Source organism: Stieleria bergensis, assembly GCA_007745635.1.
GTDB lineage: Bacteria > Planctomycetota > Planctomycetia > Pirellulales > Pirellulaceae > Stieleria > Stieleria bergensis.
Genome location: CP036272.1, coordinates 2,345,268 through 2,363,806, shown reverse-complemented (window position 1 = coordinate 2,363,806; position 18,539 = coordinate 2,345,268). Strand labels below are relative to the sequence as shown.

13 protein-coding genes are annotated in these 18,539 nt (G+C 54.4%); 3 read left to right on the top strand and 10 right to left on the bottom strand.

Annotated elements, in window-relative coordinates; all coding sequences use genetic code 11:
- Nucleotides 1-73: 73 nt before the first annotated feature.
- The 5 genes from gmd to SV7mr_RS07930 all read right to left on the bottom strand — a co-directional run bounded on the left by gmd (nt 74) and on the right by SV7mr_RS07930 (nt 6,984).
- Nucleotides 74-1,105 (bottom strand): GDP-mannose 4,6-dehydratase, encoded by a 1,032-nt coding sequence (gene gmd / locus SV7mr_RS07950; RefSeq protein WP_145270837.1) that lies wholly within the window; start codon nt 1,103-1,105, stop codon nt 74-76.
- A 110-nt stretch (nt 1,106-1,215) separates the two neighbouring features.
- The gene (locus SV7mr_RS07945; protein WP_145270835.1) at nt 1,216-2,184 is read right to left on the bottom strand and encodes a GDP-L-fucose synthase family protein; all 969 of its coding nucleotides are present in this window, start codon (nt 2,182-2,184) and stop codon (nt 1,216-1,218) included.
- Nucleotides 2,185-2,256: 72 nt separating this feature from the next.
- Nucleotides 2,257-3,675, bottom strand: a complete 1,419-nt coding sequence (locus SV7mr_RS07940) for a UDP-glucose 6-dehydrogenase (protein ID WP_145270833.1) — start codon at nt 3,673-3,675, stop codon at nt 2,257-2,259.
- 121 nt (nt 3,676-3,796) lie between these two features.
- Nucleotides 3,797-4,369 (bottom strand): transcription termination/antitermination NusG family protein, encoded by a 573-nt coding sequence (locus SV7mr_RS07935; RefSeq protein ID WP_145270831.1) that lies wholly within the window; start codon nt 4,367-4,369, stop codon nt 3,797-3,799.
- A 968-nt stretch (nt 4,370-5,337) separates the two neighbouring features.
- Entirely contained in the window at nt 5,338-6,984 is a 1,647-nt protein-coding gene (locus tag SV7mr_RS07930) for a glycosyltransferase family 4 protein (RefSeq protein ID WP_145270829.1), read from the bottom strand.
- 489 nt (nt 6,985-7,473) lie between these two features.
- Between SV7mr_RS07930 and SV7mr_RS07925 the strand changes: the two genes are divergently transcribed.
- The gene (locus SV7mr_RS07925; protein ID WP_145270827.1) at nt 7,474-8,550 is read left to right on the top strand and encodes a hypothetical protein; all 1,077 of its coding nucleotides are present in this window, start codon (nt 7,474-7,476) and stop codon (nt 8,548-8,550) included.
- A gap of 56 nt (nt 8,551-8,606) precedes the next feature.
- The gene (locus tag SV7mr_RS07920; RefSeq protein ID WP_419188237.1) at nt 8,607-9,998 is read left to right on the top strand and encodes a polysaccharide biosynthesis/export family protein; all 1,392 of its coding nucleotides are present in this window, start codon (nt 8,607-8,609) and stop codon (nt 9,996-9,998) included.
- A 103-nt stretch (nt 9,999-10,101) separates the two neighbouring features.
- Here SV7mr_RS07920 and SV7mr_RS07915 read toward each other — a convergent pair whose 3' ends face one another.
- The 4 genes from SV7mr_RS07915 to trpS all read right to left on the bottom strand — a co-directional run bounded on the left by SV7mr_RS07915 (nt 10,102) and on the right by trpS (nt 16,538).
- Nucleotides 10,102-13,290, bottom strand: coding sequence for an efflux RND transporter permease subunit (locus SV7mr_RS07915; protein WP_145270824.1), 3,189 nt, complete (start codon nt 13,288-13,290; stop codon nt 10,102-10,104).
- A complete protein-coding gene (locus SV7mr_RS07910; RefSeq protein WP_419188236.1) occupies nt 13,287-14,729 on the bottom strand; it encodes an efflux RND transporter periplasmic adaptor subunit in 1,443 nt (480 codons plus the stop codon). The genes SV7mr_RS07915 and SV7mr_RS07910 overlap by 4 nt, the downstream gene beginning before the upstream one ends.
- Nucleotides 14,730-15,167: 438 nt before the next feature.
- Nucleotides 15,168-15,542, bottom strand: coding sequence for a holo-ACP synthase (gene acpS / locus SV7mr_RS07905; protein WP_145270822.1), 375 nt, complete (start codon nt 15,540-15,542; stop codon nt 15,168-15,170).
- Between the two features lie 12 nt (nt 15,543-15,554).
- Nucleotides 15,555-16,538 (bottom strand): tryptophan--tRNA ligase, encoded by a 984-nt coding sequence (gene trpS, locus SV7mr_RS07900; RefSeq protein ID WP_145270820.1) that lies wholly within the window; start codon nt 16,536-16,538, stop codon nt 15,555-15,557.
- Nucleotides 16,539-17,294: 756 nt separating this feature from the next.
- Between trpS and SV7mr_RS07895 the strand changes: the two genes are divergently transcribed.
- Nucleotides 17,295-17,780 carry an LURP-one-related/scramblase family protein gene (locus SV7mr_RS07895; protein ID WP_145270818.1) on the top strand — a complete coding sequence of 162 codons (486 nt, stop codon included), beginning with the start codon at nt 17,295-17,297 and terminating at the stop codon, nt 17,778-17,780.
- Between the two features lie 105 nt (nt 17,781-17,885).
- Here the strand turns inward: SV7mr_RS07895 and SV7mr_RS07890 are convergent, their stop codons facing one another.
- Complete coding sequence (locus SV7mr_RS07890) at nt 17,886-18,311, bottom strand: superinfection immunity protein (protein WP_145270815.1); 426 nt, start codon at nt 18,309-18,311, stop codon at nt 17,886-17,888.
- Nucleotides 18,312-18,539: the final 228 nt, after the last annotated feature.

Sequence of the window (18,539 nt, the reverse complement as noted above, 5' to 3'; positions counted from 1 at the left end):
CACAATCGACACCGAACAACCGACACACTCCGGCATCGCTGCAACGTCTTTGATGAGGCAAGTGAACCAAGCGTTAGGCGCCGGCCAGTTTAACGGCTTCGCTCTTGGCAAGTTCCAGGTCGTGATCGACCATCAGCTGTGCCAATTCCTGGCAACTGGTTTTAGGCTCCCAGCCCAAAGCATTTTTGGCTTTGCTGCAGTCGCCTAACAACAGATCGACTTCGGTCGGGCGGAAGTATCGTGGATCCGTTTCCACGTATTCGTTCCAGTCCAAATCCAAATAGCTGAACGTGTAATCCAGGAACTGGCGAATGGTGTACGTTTCGCCTGTTGCCAGCACGTAATCATCGGGCGTGTCATGTTGCAGCATCAGCCACATGCCGTAGACGTAGTCCTTGGCATAACCCCAGTCACGTTTTGCATCCAGGTTCCCCAGAAACAGTTTCTCCTGGAGCCCCAATTTGATCCTTGTCGCGGCGCGTGTGATTTTGCGAGTGACGAAGGTTTCGCCACGACGAGGCGACTCGTGATTGAAGAGAATGCCATTGCAGGCGAACAGACCATAAGCGTCTCGGTAGTTGACCGTCTGGTGAAACGCATAGACTTTGGCACAGGCATAAGGTGACTGAGGCCGAAACGGGGTATTTTCCGTTTGTGGTGTCTCAAGCACATCACCAAACATCTCACTACTGGAGGCTTGGTAAACGCGAACCTGCTTTTGACGATTCAGTTGACGAGCCGCTTCCAAGATATTCAGAGCGCCAACCGCGGTGGTCTGCACTGTGTAGACGGGCACATCAAAGGAGACCCGCACATGACTTTGTGCACCCAGGTTATAAATTTCGTCTGGCTGGATGTCCAAAACCAAGTTGGTGATATTTTGCCCATCGGTCAAATCACCGTGATGCAAGAAAAGCTTGGCATCACGATCGTGTGGGTCAACATAAATGTGATCGATGCGATCGGTGTTGAACGAACTACTTCGTCGCACGATGCCATGCACTTCATAGCCTTGTTCGAGCAACAATTCGGCCAAGTAAGAACCATCCTGACCAGTGATGCCAGTAATCAGAGCTTTCTTGGTCTCGGTTGAAGATGCTTCCATGGTATTCGCCAATCCTGAAATGACTGCTAAACGAGGCGTGCGTCGTGCCGCCACCGACGGTTCATTCTGCCCATCTTACCCGATCGAACCGAGGGCCAAAATACGAGATGCTAGACCGATCGCAAGATTCCAGAACTTTGCGATTTGCAATAGTCTTGATAGGTCGCCTTGATTCCTTCCAGTAATCCTATCGTGGGTTGCCACCCGGTGGACGTTAAGACCGCAGTGTCGGTCCGCTTGACGGGCGTCCCATCGGGTTTGCTCAGATCGTTCTCAACGCGACCTTCAAATCCCGTGACTTGGGCAACCAAGTGGGCGAGTTCTCCGATCGAGATATCCTTTCCAGTGCCAACGTTGACTAGGTTGGGCGGATCGGGCAAAGTCACCAAATGCAAAAGAGCCGAAGCCAAATCGTCAACGTGCAGGAACTCGCGCCGCGGCGTACCGGTTCCCCAAATGGTAACCGCTTCATCACCGCGTCGAGCAGCCTGATCAAATCGCCGAATCAGTGCCGGCATGACATGTGAGTTTTCGGGATGATAATTGTCACCCGGACCATACAAGTTGGTTGGCATTGCCGAATGAAACAGCACGCCATATTGCTGGCGATAGAACTGGCACAGCTTTAATCCAGCGATTTTTGCCAGTGCATACGCTTCATTGGTGGGTTCTAAAGGTCCCGTCAGCAAGCAATCCTCAGGCATTGGCTGTGGGGCATGCTTGGGATAGATGCACGTGCTACCGAGAAACAAGAACCGTCCGACGCCCACTTGATGGGCGGCTTGGATCGCATTGCCTGCCATCGCAAGGTTCTGATAGATGAACTCAGCAGGATAAGTGTCATTGGCCTGAATGCCACCCACCTTGGCGGCAGCAAAGATCACGACGTCGGGCCGTTGCTGTCGAAAAAAGTCTTCGACGTCTTGCTGACGCGTCAAGTCAAGTTCACTGCGGTCAGCAGTGATCAAATCGGCATCAGACAATCCTCGCTGCTTTAACAAGCGAACGAGCGCTGCGCCAACCATGCCACGATGGCCGGCAACATAGATCCGTCCCGTTGGAAGTTGTCGTTGGTTCATCACGTCTAAGTCATTGCCATCCTTGGCAGGCCCAAAAAGAGTTGGCGTACCAAGTTGCCAACAACTCGTTGCCTAAAACCCAATCCCGTAATAGTCGAACCCAAGTTGCCGAAGGTCCATGTCTTTCAGGACATTGCGTCCGTCAAAGACAAAGGCAGGCTTTTTCATCACTTGGTGCACGGCTTGAAAGTCAACATCAGCGAACTCGTCCCACTCCGTCAAGACCGCGATGGCGTGAGCATCGGTTGCTGAAGGTAAACAGCCATCGGCAAAGCGAACGTTCTCTTCGATCGCTGCCTGGGCTTGCTCGCTGCTCATCGCACCCTGATCGGTCAAAGCCCACATCAAGTCGCGTTTGATCTGATCTTGCGGGACTTTAGGATCGTAAATGTCCAGTCGTGCTTTTTCCAATAGCAGATCTCGGCAGACATAGATCGCAGCTGACTCACGCGTGTCGTTGGTATCTTTCTTGAAGGCGAACCCCCAAATACCGATCTTTTTGTCCGAGACCGTGTTGAACATGGTGCGAAGGATTCGCGTGACGAACCGACGTTTCTGATAGTCGTTCATCGCAACCACTTGTTCCCAGTAATTGGCAACTTCCGGAAGCCCGAAGTACTCGCACAAATACACCAGGTTCAAAATGTCTTTCTGGAAGCAGCTGCCTCCAAAGCCAACACTGGACTTCAAGAACTTGGGACCAATCCGCGAGTCCGTTCCGATGGCGCGAGCGACTTCATCGACATCGGCTTCGGTCGCTTCGCATAATGCACTGATAGCATTGATGGATGACACACGCTGCGCGAGGAAGGCGTTGGCAGTCAACTTTGAGAGCTCGCTGCTCCACAGGTTGGTGGTCAGCAGTCGTTCGCGAGGCACCCAATTGGCGTAAATGTTCACGAGGGATTCGATGGCATTGGCACATTCACCGCCGATCAGGACTCGGTCCGGAGCCAGCAGGTCATCGATCGCCGTGCCTTCGGCCAAAAATTCGGGATTGGAAAGGACTTGGAAGGATGCCTTTGTTTCACCACTGGATAGGATTCGCTTCACTGCCTCGGCGGTTCGCACGGGCAACGTTGACTTTTCAACCACAATCTTGTGGCCCGTGGAAACACGAGCAATCTGTCGTGCACACTTCTCGACATATTCCAAGTTAGCCGCGCGCCCCGCTCCGACGCCGAAGGTTTTTGTGGGAGTGTTGACGGAAATGAAGACCATTTCGGCCTGATCAATTCCCTGATCCACATTGGTCGAAAAGCTCAGATTGCGCCCGCGAGCCTCTTTGACGATTTCGTCCAAGCCGGGCTCATAGATGGGCAACTCATCTGAATTCCACTGGGCAATTCTCTGTGGATTGATGTCAACAACGGTGACGTCAATCTGAGGGCATTTGTGAGCAATCATGGCCATCGTGGGGCCGCCAACATAACCGGCACCAATGCAGCAAATGCGCTTAATCTCGGTCGGAATCGCCTGTGTGTCAGACATAACTAACGAAAAGCCTTCTAAGGAACGATCTGTGGGGATCAGAATGACAGGAAATTGCCACCATCACGCAACTATAGAATAGTTTCAAAATGGTGGGCGCAAACCCCCACAGAAAGCCACTCTACTCGGCAACCGTTTCCGAACCGATGGGCTCCAACTGACAATCATCCAGTTTGACGCTGACGCCATGGTCCATGAAGTGCACCGACACAATCAGTCGCGTTTCCTGATCACGGCGAAGGACTTCGCCTTCATAACCTGCAAAGCTACCGTTCTTCACTCGCACGCGCTGGCCGGGCTCCAAACGCTCTTCGACCGATAAAGGAGCACCAAACTGAATCAGGTCACGAATCTGTCGCAGATCGGCAACCAATCGCTCAACCTGAATGACCTCTTCGTGCTTGATCACATAGCCTGTGCAAACCGCTTCATAGCGAGCTTCATTGTCGCCACACACAAACACATAGTTGCCAAACAAAGGCACGTAGCTTGTGCGAACACGTCCCGACGGCGATCGGTAACGTTGAGTAATCTGAGGCGCGTAGTGAGAGACTCCGACGGCACGCAGAATTCGCATCAATTGCTTTTCCTGACGTGACTTCGTCCGCATCAACCACCATGACTGGGATTCCACTTCTGGATCATCCAGCATGCCTTCGGGAAACTGATCAGGTTCTTGAGCGAGAATGGGCAAAGCAGAACTCTTCGATCGGGAACGGCGAGAAGTGGATTCAGCAACGGGATCGAATCCAACCGCCGATGCGAGGTCGAACCGTTTGAAAGCACCGAGACGCAGGCTCCAGCCAAGCAATCACAGGCTCGATGGCAGTCGATTTCTACCGTACCGTTATCGGCTACTCCCAGCTACCGATACAGCGAGACTGGCAACTTCGATAGCTAGACTGCCCTCACGGTCCCAGCCATGACTTGGCTCGGCGCGGACTTCGTCCACTTGGGTGACACGGTGTTTCAAAAACACCCTGACAACTCTTGCGAAGAAACCCACTGGTTCCCCTGCCGATCACAGCCCTAAAACCCACCCGATGGGTCAGCAGAGCAAGCAGAAGAACACGTGCACTTAGCCAGCATAATCCACTTAATGAATCCAACAGGTCTAACCCTGAGGGTTTTCCCATCGGCAATATTTGGAACTCGATTGAACCCAATTGATGACAGTCAGTGAAGCAATGGCAATTGGTTAAGATGCACCGAAACAAGCGATTGTTCCAAGCGAACGCCGTAAGCTGTCCATGACGATCTGCTTCAGCAATAACGCCCTTGGAGGTAACCGAGTCCCCTCCTCAGACAATGTCTGATATGAGAGCCCCCGAATGGCTGGGTCGCGACGCGGGATGCTAACCAATCGCATGCATGAGCATGGCTTGAAGACGCTGTCACGCGTTCGGCCGAGCACCAGTGGCTAGGAGCATCAACCAGGAAGCCACTGCAGGGCTTTCGCCTGGGAACAACCGCACGACGTTGCAACTTGCTTTCGAAGACAAGACAACGCAAGGCACACGTTAAGCAACACACGTTTGCCCTAACCGCCGCGACACCTCATCGGCATCCATCAAAGAATCGATGGTTCGTGGCCTTGCGGCACAAGACTAGTGCAGCGTTCAAGGACTTTGCTTGACACCGCTGGCGAGGAGAAGCGTCACGTCAAGGCGTCAATGCGGGGTCTGTTGCAATGCTCGCTGGAACAGCACTTTCTGACTCTTGCGTTTCACGTCCCAGAGAAGCGGGCTTTGGAACCACTTGTTGTGGGCTCGCCTGAAGACTGATGATTTCGCGGTCCAACTTGGCGATCACCGAATGGATCTGAGCTTCCATCTGGCCCAGCATGGAACACACATTCGAGAAACGTTCGGACAGATCCGTGCGATCGGCATCCGCCACCATCGTCAACGTTCCCACGTTCAGCGACACATGACTGTCAGGCAAACGAATGACGATAGGCCATCGCATCGAAGCTTGACTGTCACGGTCGGGCTGTCTGCTATCGCTCCAATTGGCATGGAATCCTTCATGCAAGCTGGAGAGGTTTAAATCGATGCTGACTCGCGATAATTCATTGATGCGGGCCATCTGCACCAACGGTTCCCAAACCATTTGCCAATCACCGCTGCCCTGCAGTGGCAACCAACGTGAATCGGAAGAGGGTTGCATTCCCGAGGGCCTGGAAAACATCGAATGAGTCAGATTGGACAGCTTCATAGCCACCAACTGACACTCTGCGTAGCCGAATGAACGGGTCACTAACAGCAAGCAAATCACGCCAGCGAAACCGCCCACAGCCAGCATGGGTGCGTTGAAGATTGCCGAGGCAATGGCCAACCCAGTGGCCAGGGAACAAAGACCAGCCACGATCAGCAACATCTTTTTATGGCCGTATTTTCGCTGCAAAAGATGATGCAGGTGGGCGCGGTCCGCTGCGTAAATGCTGCGTCCGGTGAGCCAACGGCGTGTGATCGCAGCAGCAGAATCAATCAACGGCACCGCCAAAATTGCGATCGGAGCGGAGGCCAATAACGTCGACTCTTTGACGCTACTCCAAACCGAAATCACTCCCACAAGCAATCCGATGACCATGCTGCCAGCATCACCCAAGAAGATCGTTGCCGGCGGTTTGTTAAACCACAAAAATCCAACCAAACTGCCAGCCAAGGCAAATGCAAACAGACTGCCTAGCGTCGATCCATAGTGCAAGCTAATGACGGCAAGCCCTAAGCTGATGAAAAAGCCAGTGGTGGTCGCGACTCCATCAGCTCCATCAATCAAATTCAGAGCGTTCACACAAACCAACAACCACAACACCGTGCCTGGAAAAGCCAGTGACCCGAGTTGCAGTTCCATGCCGAACAACCCGACTCGGTCCACAACCGTCCCGGTGCCAACCAAAGCAGAGATGATCAGGATCTGACACAGTAACTTCTGGCGACCACGCAACACAAAAATATCGTCAACCAACCCTACACAAAGCATCGCAAGCGCGGCCAAGATCAACCCCAACCACTGCTCGTTAAACCGATCGAGCTGATCAGGACTGAACTCAATGCCAAACCACTCGTTGACCACGCTGGCAAACAACGTCGAATGAGCAACCGACACTGCAACCGCGACACCGATCAGAAGACCAGCAAGCACGGCGATCCCGCCACCGAGTGCAATCGAAGACGAATGCAGCTTGCGCTCTTTATCAGGTTTGTCCACCATTCCGATCGCAGGTGCGATGCGGCGGACGAGCGGTACGATCAGCAGCGCAGCGATCATCGAAATGACCAGTGCGACACCGGCGATAAGAACCATAAATTCAACAACTCGATGGAGAGCTGGATCAGTGTGCCGCTCGCAAAATGAAAACCGCGAGCAGTACTGAGCAGCTCAGTCGTGTGAAAGGAGGGGCAATAGAAAAGAATAGATGATGGTTTAGATTTAGAGGCAGTCTAATCAGCGAGGAGATCCGACACGGCACAATTTACCAAGCTTGCGGGCATCATCATAACGATCTGGCAGCTAATAGGTTGCTGAGGATTTTCCCTAAGGTTGCCACCACCCCCTCCCCAGAGAGGCTTCTCTACAGCATGTAATCAGCACAACTGGACTTTCCCATAGTTTTGGCTAAATCCTCAGGACCCAACCGGCGATAAACTCGAATGGACGGGTTGCCAGCACAAACATGCGGGCCCGTTTCCTACTGAAAACACTCAGTCCTACTGAAAACACTCAGCCAATCGCCGCCAAGGTGCCAGGCATCCCGCAGTCGGGGGCCTCACCTAGCGTCCAGAGAATGCAGTTATGGCACCATCGAGACCCCTGCGAAAACAACCTCAGCGCTATCAACCCATCATCGCCAAACGGTCGATGGATAGCGTTCCCCCACCGAGCACGGTTCCCAGTTCGCCTGCGAAAGCCCATCGTTCCACGCTTGGGACGCTGCGTTGGACAATCGCCTTGTTCAGCCTGGTGATGATTCTCACCAGCAGCGGTTGTTCGATGATGAACAACGCCGTGAAACAGTTCCGGCGCTGTGAACCGCTGGAAGATTTCATGATCGGACACCGCAACATGGTGTTTGGCAAGCGTGCTTGGTTCCGAATTCGAGATCGTTACCACGGATGTGCAAACGTCAATGAGTTCCGCAGTGGCTTCTTGGCCGGTTACGCTGACGTAGCCAACGGCGGATCAGGTTGCACTCCCAGCATTGCTCCCACCGAATTCTGGGGTTGGCGCTATCAATCCGCTGGTGGACAAGCTGCCATCCAATCTTGGTTCGCTGGCTATCCTTTGGGTGCCAAGGCAGCTGAAGAAGACGGCATCGCTTACTGGGGCCGCGTCCCTGTTTCACTGCGTTCTCCGGCAAACATCGGCGAAGAGCTGATGCGTGAACAAACCCTCGAAGTTGGACCGTCCGGGGAACTGATTCCCGTTGGACCAGAAGCCAGCATCTTGCAGCCCGAAGCGATCGGCGAGCCATTGCAGTTGCAACCGGACTTCGCACCGCCAGTGGAAATCGTGCCTGAAATCACTGAACCCATGCCCGCCCCAGCGGCTGCAGAGATTGACAACGCCATCCCAGCACCGGCTCAATTACCACCGGCAGAAGCACAGCCTTCACCGCTGAACGATTCGACCAGCCTGCCATTGGGATCAGGCGTTCCGGCGAAATCAGCTGAAGCATTCGTTGTCCCAGCCGAACAAGTTGGCTCGCAGGTCGTGACTCCGACTGAAAACCCAATTGACCTCTCCAGTGCTGAACTTCCGCCAGTGTCTGAACCAGCAACGGAGATTGAGTTTAGCTTTGACGACAATCCAGCGAGTGATGGCGAACAGACCGATCGAAACGTCGGCGGCATTCCCTTCAATCTCGAATAGACCTCCTCCTCCAATCACGGCGATACACGCGCAACTTTTAGCGACGAGTTTCAGGGATGAACGAAAACACTTTGCCTCTCCAAATTGCGGCTGCACCGGCCGACAACGAATCAACCGCCTCAGCCAGTAAACGCCTGTGCGGTTGGCTGGCGCGTGGCGTCGCCGGTGGCCTTCTGATGCTTGGCCTGACCGGCTGTTCCGCGTTGACTCAGCCCATCGAAGGGATTCCAGCGCACCGCTTGCCAACGGAATTCTTCGCCGAGCCAAAGAATGACTTGGTTCGAGTCGATCTCTCGGAGCTCACGCTGGAGCCGCCTCGGGAGTATCTTGTTGGCCCAGGCGATATCCTTGGTGTGTACATTGAAGATGTGCTGCCATACAGCGGCCCGAACGCCGCGCCGTCTCCGCCACCGGTGAACTTCCCCGACGCAACCAGCACGCTACCACCGTCGATTGGATACCCGATCGCCGTTCAAGAAGATGGTTCGCTCTCATTGCCGCTGATCGAACCGATCAATGTCGCGGGACTGACCTTGGATCAAGTTCGCGATGCCATTCGCGACGCCTATCTTGATAACCAGATTTTGCAGCCGCACAAAGCACGTCCGATCGTGACGATCATCAAGGAACGCACCGTTGATGTCATTGTTGTGCGTGAAGACAACGCCGCTGGCGGTGGTGGCTCATCGGCGACGCTCCGTGGCGGCACCGATCGCAGCGCGACCGGCGGATTGATCAAATTGCGTGCCTATCAGAATGATATCTTGCACGCTCTGGTTGAGACCGGCGGCCTGCCAGGACTGAACGCGAAAAATGAAGTTCGAATCCTGCGTGCGAGCAACGAAAACCGAGCGGTTCGTGAAGCATTCATGGCCAAGTATCGTCAGATGCGTGACATTGCCATGCAAGATCCCTGCGCCTGCTTGCCTGAACTTCCAGACGATCCCACCGTGCTGCGGATTCCACTGCGAGTGCGTCCCGGTGAAAGTGCTAATCTGACTCAAGAACAAATCACCCTGCAGTCTGGTGACATCGTTTATATCGAATCTCGTGAAACCGAAGTGTTCTACACCGGTGGCCTGTTGCCTGGTGGCGAATTCCCACTGCCACGTGACTATGACCTGGACGTCCTGGGTGCCATGGCCATGGTTGGCAGCGGCGTCTACAGCCCTAGCGGTCGCGGTGGAGGCGGTATGGGCGGCGGCCTAGCAGGTGGCTTTAGCAGCATTCCTCCCGGCCGCCTCTTTGTCCTACGCCAAACTCCTTGTGATGGCCAGATCGCCATCGAAGTGGACTTGACCAAGGCGATCAACGATCCTCGCTCAAGACCCTTGATTCAGCCAGGCGACATTCTGGTTCTCCAGCACAAGCCCGAAGAAGAGTTGCTGAACTTTGGTATCGCGACCTTCTTTACCTTCGGGATTCGCGAACTGTTCCAAGGGAACTAACGCAACCTCCATTGCGATCCAACACGGAATGCAACGAAGCGTCCGGCCGGAAGGCTGGACGCTTTTTTCGTTTCATCACCAAGCTCATACGAAACAAACACCGTTATCGATCGCGTCCATCGATCCCCAACGGCTCGGCCGCCCCAGCAACAACCTGCGACGCCTTGTGTGCTGAGAACCGTCGAATGACCACATAAAACACCGGCGTCAGGAACAGCCCAAACAAGGTCACTCCCAACATGCCTGCAAACACCGTGGTTCCCAGTACGCGTCGCATCTCATACCCCGCTCCCGTCGCCAGCAACAATGGCAACACACCCAAGATGAACGAGAACGCCGTCATCAGGATCGGTCGCAAACGCATTCGGCAAGCATCCACCGCCGCCTGAACGCTCGTCTTCCCTTGATCTTCTTCCGCTTTGGCAAACTCGACAATCAGAATCGCGTTCTTGCACGCCAAACCAATCAAAACGATGAAACCAATCTGAGTCAGAATGTTGTTGTCCATGCCACGGAACCAAATCCCAGCGAGCGCAGAGAGCAGACACAACGGCACAATCAAAATGATCGCCAACGGCAGGGACCAACTCTCATACTGTGCCGCAAGTGTCAGGAAGACGAATAAAACGGCTAGCGGAAACAGATACACGATCGTGTTTCCCGCCTGCTTTTCTTGGTACGACAAGTCCGTCCACTGATAGCCAAATCCAGCCGGCAAATTCTCCGCAGCCAGCTGCTCCATCGTTGCCAGAGACTCTCCCGTGCTGGTCCCCGGCACCGTCGCTCCGTTGATGTCTGCGGCAGGAAACAGGTTGAAACGAACGATGCGATCCGGTCCGACCTGCGGCTTCACATTGGCAACGGTTCCCAGACGAACGCTGGCACCATCGGCACTGGAGGTGCGCAGTTGCAAGATATCCTCTGCGTGGTCACGAAACTCGGGCTCGGCCTGAGCCGTCACGCGGTACGTGCGTCCCAAGAAGTTAAAGTCGTTGATGTACAGCGACCCCAAACAAACCTGCAATGCATCAAAGACATTCGAAACGGGGACGTTTAACATTTCAGCTTTGGTGCGATCGACATCGGCGTAAATCTGCGGAACTCCGATGCGAAAATTGGAAAACACTTGGACCAAGTTCGGCTGTTCATTGGCTGCCACGAGCATGTTTTTGGTGACTCGGTCCAATGATTCAATTCCAGCGCCGCTGCGATCTTGAACATACATTTTGAAACCACCACCACGACCAATCCCGCGGATCGGCGGAGGAGGAATCACGAAGACCTGAGCTTCGTTCAGCACTGCCATCTTCTGTCGCAGTTCAGCCGTCAAAACGTCGGCAGTTCGGCCTCGAGCGGCACGAGCGCGAGCATTTTCCAGCGTCAAAAACATCACCGCCGCATTGGGACTGATCGTGAACGTCGATCCTGACAAGCCCGCAATGCCAATGCAATGCGAGACTCCATCGACATCGCCGCCGATCTTGCTGGCTTGTTTGACCAACTCATTGGTTCGAGACAATGACGCTCCGTCAGGCAAGCGAATGCTGACAATCAACACTCCTTGATCTTGCTGGGGAATGAATCCTGAGGGCACCCAAGAAAAACTGTTCCAGGTACAAACCAACAACCCAAGGTAGACAGCCAACGCGATCGCCGAACCACGAATCACTCGTGTGACGATGTTTGCGTACAGCGTTCCAGTGTAGTCAAAGAACCGATTGAAACCGCGAAAGAACCAACCAAACAGACGCTGGCCAAGCTTTTGCAGACCCGTCTGGGGACCGTCCTTGGGCCGCAACAACAACGCACACATGGCGGGGCTAAGCGTCAAGGAGACAAACGTGGAGATCGCGGTAGCGATGGAAATCGTCAACGCGAATTGACGATAAAACCTGCCGCTGATACTGGGAAGAAAGATCGTCGGCAGAAACACCGCAATCAAGACTAACGTGGTCGCGATCAGCGCTGACCCGACCTCATTCATCGCTCGATGGGTGGCTTCTTTCGGGGACAGTCCTTCGGCAATCAGACGTTCAACGTTCTCCACCACCACGATGGCATCGTCGACCACAATTCCAATCGCCAGCACGAGACCAAACAGCGACAGCGTATTGAGGCTCAATCCCATGGCCTGCATCACGGCAAAGGTTCCGATCAAGGAAATCGGGATGGCAATCACCGGCACCAAAGTTGGCCGCCATCCATGCAGAAACACGAACACAGTCGCCGCCACAATCAAGGCCGCCAAAAACAGAGTGCTGAAAACCTCGTCAATCGATTCCTCCACATACTTGGTGGTGTTGTATGCGATTTCATAGTCCAAGCCAGCGGGAAAGTCTTGGCTAAGCCTTTCGATCGTTGACTGGACAGCCTGAGCCGCTTCAACCGCGTTGGTACCGGGGCGTTGGTAGACCAAAATCGCAACGGCGTTGTTGCCGTCGAGGTAACTGATCCGAGAGTAGTCTGCTGCGCCCAGTTCCACTCTGGCGACATCTTTCAAACGTGTCACGCGACCATCTGCACCGAGTTTAATGATGATGTCTTCAAACTGCTCGGGACGCTCCAAACGCCCTTGCGTGGTGACGCTTAATTGGAACGCATTCTTCGTGTCAATCGGTGGTTGGCCGATCACGCCGGCTGCGACCTGCGCATTTTGGCTGCGAATGGCTCCCACAATGTCTTGCGAGGTCACGTCGACGTGGTTCATTTTTTCCACATCCAACCAGATCCGCATCGAATACTCGTTGCCACCGGCGATCCGCACGGTGCCAACACCCTCCAGACGCAACAGTTCATCACGCACCCGCAAGTACGCGTAATTGCTAATGTATAGCTGATCTCGAGTCTGATCCTGGGAATACAAGTGAGCCACCAGCAGCATGTCCGGCGACGTCTTCTCCGTGGTCACACCGATTCGCCGCACATCCTCGGGCAGTCTCGCTTCAGCGACGCTGACACGATTCTGCACCAACACCTGAGCTGCGTCAGGATCGGTCCCCAGCTTGAATGTAATGGTCAACTGCATGGTTCCGTCAGCGCTCGAAGACGATTCCATGTACAGCATGTTTTCGACACCGTTCATCTCCTGTTCGATCGGAGTCGCAACGGTTTCAGCAATCGTTTCCGGAGTCGCCCCAGGGTAGCTCGCTCGGACAACAATCGTTGGCGGGACGACGCTGGGATACTGAGACACAGGCAACGAGAAATAAGTGATTCCGCCGACCAAGACGATCATCAATGCCAGCACCGATGCAAAGATCGGTCGGTTTATGAAAAAGTGTGGCAACTTCACTGGACGGCCTCCTGTTTGGCAACCTGTGCTTGGCGGTTGTCTTCAGTGCTAACGGAGATCAGCCAGTCTTCTTTGGGGACGGGGATGTACTGATTGGGAAGCCCATCGTTGGTCGCCTCGATGGTGCTGGCAACCTGCTGGACTTTGGAACCCGATCGCACATTCAGCATGCCCTTAATGATCAGGCTCTCGCTGCCATCAAGCCCAGCTCGAACAACACGCAAGCCATGGACCAATGGGCCAATTTGTATCGGCTGAACTTCAACCACTCCATCACGGACCAGCATCACATAGTGGTTCGACTGATCGATGGAAATCGCTGACTCAGGGATCAAGACGGCATCGTAGGGAGCACTGCCGGGGATCCGCAGCTTGGCAAACATGCCCGGGACCAGCAACTGATCAGCATTGTCAAACACGGCCCGAGCACGCATCGTCGCGGTGGCGCTATCAAACCGATTGTCAACAAAGTCAATGTATCCTTTGTGAGGCAATCCGGATTCATCTGATAAGCCAAGGAACACAGGATTCTTGGCGTCTCGGGAGCTTTGACGTTTACCAGAATGATCCAAACGCATGTACTTCAGCACTTCTTGCTCACTGGCGTCGAAGGCACAAAAGATGGGATCCATCGCCGCAATCGTGGTGAGCATCGTCGACGTGGCCGCTCCGCCACTAATCAGGTTGCCCTCAGTCACAAACTTCTGGCTGACGCGGCCCGTGATCGGAGCAGTCACTGAAGTGTATTCAAGATTCAACTGGGCAGTTTCCACTTCAGAACGCGCGGTCTCAATCGCAGCTTCTGCCGAAGCGATCGCGGCCTCGGCCGATCGAACACTGGCCACACCGGCTTCCACGTCGGCTTGCGAGCGTAAGAATTCGGCTTCACCTTGGTCCACCTCGTCTTGTGACGTAGCACTACTCTTGAAGAGCGCCTGGGTCCGTTCGTAACGGGTCTCGGCTAAGTGCTGCTGCACGCGGTACTGCTGCAAGTGAGCCTTCGCTTCTGCCAGTCGCGATTGGGATTCGTTACGTTTGGACAGAGCCTGTTCAACGCGTGCTTCGGCCTCTCGCAATTGTGCTTGGTAAGGCCGTTGATCGATGACAAACAGCAATTGGCCTTTCTGGATGACTTGGCCTTCGACAAAGTGAACAGACTTTAAGTGACTACCGATCCGTGCGCGGACTTCAACAAAGTCCACCGGTTCAATGCGCCCGGTGTAGGCGTCCCATTCCACAATTTGCTGCTGCAGTGGCTTGGCGACGGTTACCAGCGGCAATGGCTTTTCCGGGATCGGCGGGGCAGTGCTGCAACCTGTCAGAAGCATTGCCATCGCAGCAACCACCGGCAAACTGGCACAGGCTGCCGAAATCATCAGAAAATGCGACGCTGGTCGTCGATGCCACTTGCGAAGGCCAGATTGGTGCGGGTCGGTCATCAAGGTTTTCTGGTTTCCAAGGGTTAGAAAGACAGGGTGAGTCGGCGGCTAAGCTTCAGAATCTTGCAGGGGGGCATCCGTACACGCCCTTATCAGTGGACGCGAGATACCGTCAAAAATCCGCAGCCAAGACGAACGGTGACGCAAGTCCCAAAGGCCTAGTAGAGAAGCCCTGAAATGACCGATCGCTCGTTGGCCCCGCCAAAGCAAACGTGATCGGTGCTATGCGTGATCAGTGGTAGACACTTAGGGGCAAACAATCAACCAATCGGTTCACCGAAACCGGAACACGCTAAACCGTCCCTGTTTAACCCGATTTCGCGTGCCATCGCCCAGTTGAGAACGCGCAGCGGGTCCCGAAACATCGACACCAAGGGGTAGCGTCTGGGAATGGGCTCGCCTGGCGGCCCGGCGACAAGAGAGGCGACTAAAGAATCGCTATGATTCAGCGATCACATAGGCGACCGCGTGAGTGCGACAGGCCGAGAGGCTGAGGTGCAGCTGTTCAATGCTCTGTTCAAGGGCACATCGTCGCGCGTTGCCGGTCAACCGAACCTCGTAAGTTGCTGCACCGATCACGATTTCAATGTCAACCCAACGCACACCGTGCTGTCGACAGCGGAGCGCTTTCATAACAGCTTCTTTCGCTGCCCAGCGCATGGCAAACTGAGTCGGCGTGTCGGCACTTTGCACGCAATGCTCGATCTCGTTGGCGGTGTAGACGCGTTCAAGAAACTGTTCACCGTGCGTTTCAATCATCTTGGCGATGCGCACGGTTTCAATGATGTCGGTGCCGGTTGCGACGATGCTCATTGTTGCACTCGATTACCTCAGGCCGCAAGCTTTCTGAGCGCGTGATAAGACACCAGCAGCAACTTCGCGTGCCCGGGTTGCCCCGTCGGCTAGCACTTGATGGACGTAATCCAAGTTTTGCTCCAGCTCTAGTCGTTTCTCGCGCGCCTTGGCAAAGTGCTCCTCACTGGCTTCGGCGACCGCTTTCTTGACTTCGCCATATCCGAATCCACCACCACGGTACTTGGCGGCCATTTCTTGCTTCTGGTCTTCACTGGCGAATAGCGAGAACAGCTGATACAGGTGATCGCCCTCCGGCTCCTTGGGATCCTCCATGGGACGACTGTCGGTGGTGATGCGCATGATCTGCTTGCGAATTTTTTTGGTTGTCCCAAACAACGGCAAGGTGTTGTCGTAACTCTTGCTCATCTTTTCGCCGTCCGTGCCGGGAACTTTGGCACTATCGTCCAGCACACTGGCGTTGGGCAGGACGAAGGTGTCACCGAACTGATGGTTGAATCGCTGAGCGATGTCGCGGCAAACCTCGATGTGCTGCACTTGATCAGCCCCCACGGGAACCAACTGACTGTCGTAGGCCAGAATGTCCGCCGCCTGCAACACGGGATACGAGAACAAGCCCGCATCGGCAGGCAGCCCCTTGTCCATCTTTTCCTTGTAAGCAACACAGCGTTGGAGCAGGCCCATCGGAGTCCCGCTCAGCAGAATCCAACACAGCTCACTGACCTCGGGCACCTGTGATTGCACAAACAACGTGGCTTTTTTCGGATCAAGCCCCAGTGCCAGTAAGTCCAGTGAGGTGTCAATCACATGCTGTCGCAAAGCCTCTGCATCGCGAACCGTGGTCAAGGCGTGCAAATCAGCAATGAAATAGAAGCCCTGGTTGTTTTCCTGTAAGTCAATGTACTGACGGATCGCACCAAAGTAATTGCCCCAGTGAGGACGACCTGTTGGCTGAATTCCAGAAAGCACTCGACAAGGTTTAGCGGTTTCAGACATGGGAGTTTGTGTCAAATCCGGGAAAGACGACTCGGTAAATAGCTCAGCAAATTTCGCAGCAATTCTCGCAGTGAATCACTCCGCAAACAGGCAACCAGCCGCCCCAACCGACGGGACCAACGAAACGACATCGCCTCGCAATGGCCAGCAGGCCTGCATCGCGAATCACTCAAGCTGCGAATGATCCACTGCCAAAAGCTTACCGACTGATCGGCAATTTGTGCAGATTCAATTGCGGCCGCCAGACCAACAAAACCACCGACTCGAACGAGCGCTGTAGGTTCCAACGCAGTATTTTGTGCAGTGTGATAAAATCGCCTGCCAACGCTTTTCAGCACCAACGCGACATCTGTTCCTGTGCCAGACCTTCCTGTGCCAGACCTTCCTGTGCCAGACCTTCCTGTGCCAGACCTTCCCTGGTCAGAGCGTTGGTGATCGGCGTTCCAGACTCGCCCCCTTCCGCGGTGGCACTGGTAAGGTGAGACTGGGGCGGTCGATTTGGCTCCCGTTGCTTTGCTCATCGCTGGCATTTCAGGCTGCGCAACGGAGTGTCAACGCAGTGAAATCGGCCCGGCGATGAACCCGGCAATGGAAAACGATTCCCTCGGCGCCCCCATCGAGTGTCTTCGCAGCCTTACTTAACAGGCCTCGAAGAGTCGGTTTCGCAACCGATCCAGCAGGCTTGCATGGATCACTTGTAATGAATCATTTACTGCGTGAAACAATCAAAGATGCTAAACGAAGGAGGAATCAGCTTTGCTCTACAAAATTAAAGAGAAGTTCTGGTCTTGGGGAAACGATTTCGACATCACCGACAGATCCGGTCAGCCATGCTTCCACGTCGATGGCAAAGCATTTTCCTGGGGAGACAAACTCTCCTTCCAAGACCTGCAAGGCAATGAATTGGCCTTCATCAGTCAAAAGATGATGTCGCTGATGCCTCGCTATCGGATCATGGTCAATGGCGAGGTCTTTGCGGAAGTGCTGAAAGAGTTCAGTTGGTTCAAGCAAAAGTTCACACTGGATGTGCCTGGCCCGAACGACTATTCGATCACGGGCTCATTTTGGCAACACGAGTTTGAATTCGAACGATCCGGTCGCACCGTTGCACGCGTCAGCAAGAACTACTGGGGCTGGACCGATAGCTATGGGGTCGACATCATCGAAAACGAAGACGACGTTTCGATTCTGTGCTCCTGTATCGTCATCGACCAAGTCCTTCACGATGACAATCGCAACTAACGGTGACGCGGTTGCCATCAGCTGTTTTGGCGTTAGCCATGGTTTTGTCGCGACACGGCAAAACCAGAAAACCGAGCCGAACGGCCAGCGGCTAATGGGGGCAGATCAGCCACGGTTCCCATCGGATATTGCTTGCGCACTTTGTTGGGTGTCGCTGAACACAGCCCACACGAGCGACAGAATCCAGCCCAGCAAAAACCAACCGCCCAGCACATTCAACATCCCAACTGCAACCGTGCTTGGGTGGTGACGGGCGTAGGCGACCACTGTCGGCATCATGTACGCGACCAACGAAACGGAAACGGCTAAGCTCAGAAATGGAGGGATCAAGACAGCGCCAAACACAAACCCTAGCGGCCCAACTTGCATGTCTCCTGTGCCAACCCCAAGGACCTTGACCAGGACGATCCATGCCAGAGACAAGGCCCAAAAAACGATCGCGGCAACGACCAGCCACTTTGCCAGTTGACGAAGCCTCTGAACGTCAAAGTCGTAACCGCCCAACGTCGCCCATTGCCATTTGACATTCATTCATTCACTCCTCGAAACGATACAGAGCTGCTCGCCAACTTCCTTTCCGTCGACTTCCTCCGCCGACCCTCAGCGACAGCCAGGTCAAGTTTAGCGAATTGGGTGCCATGATTTGTGCACTGCTTTGACAATATTATCGTTCTGGTTGATGTTGCGTTTCCCCGGGTTTTCTCTGCCCAATCGCAATTTCATCGAACCGGAGCTTGCTTCGATAGGGTGCCGTGCTTG

Excerpts from the sequence above, each read along its gene's own strand:
- SV7mr_RS07890 (WP_145270815.1), bottom strand. The coding sequence starts at position 18,311 with ATGAATGTCAAATGGCAATGGGCGACGTTGGGCGGTTACGACTTTGAC.
- SV7mr_RS07945 (WP_145270835.1), bottom strand. The coding sequence starts at position 2,184 with ATGAACCAACGACAACTTCCAACGGGACGGATCTATGTTGCCGGCCAT.
- SV7mr_RS07920 (WP_419188237.1), top strand. The coding sequence starts at position 8,607 with ATGAACGAAAACACTTTGCCTCTCCAAATTGCGGCTGCACCGGCCGAC.
- acpS (WP_145270822.1), bottom strand. The coding sequence starts at position 15,542 with ATGAGCATCGTCGCAACCGGCACCGACATCATTGAAACCGTGCGCATC.
- gmd (WP_145270837.1), bottom strand. The coding sequence starts at position 1,105 with ATGGAAGCATCTTCAACCGAGACCAAGAAAGCTCTGATTACTGGCATC.
- trpS (WP_145270820.1), bottom strand. The coding sequence starts at position 16,538 with ATGTCTGAAACCGCTAAACCTTGTCGAGTGCTTTCTGGAATTCAGCCA.
- SV7mr_RS07930 (WP_145270829.1), bottom strand. The coding sequence starts at position 6,984 with ATGGTTCTTATCGCCGGTGTCGCACTGGTCATTTCGATGATCGCTGCG.
- SV7mr_RS07940 (WP_145270833.1), bottom strand. The coding sequence starts at position 3,675 with ATGTCTGACACACAGGCGATTCCGACCGAGATTAAGCGCATTTGCTGC.
- SV7mr_RS07910 (WP_419188236.1), bottom strand. The coding sequence starts at position 14,729 with ATGACCGACCCGCACCAATCTGGCCTTCGCAAGTGGCATCGACGACCA.
- SV7mr_RS07925 (WP_145270827.1), top strand. The coding sequence starts at position 7,474 with ATGGCACCATCGAGACCCCTGCGAAAACAACCTCAGCGCTATCAACCC.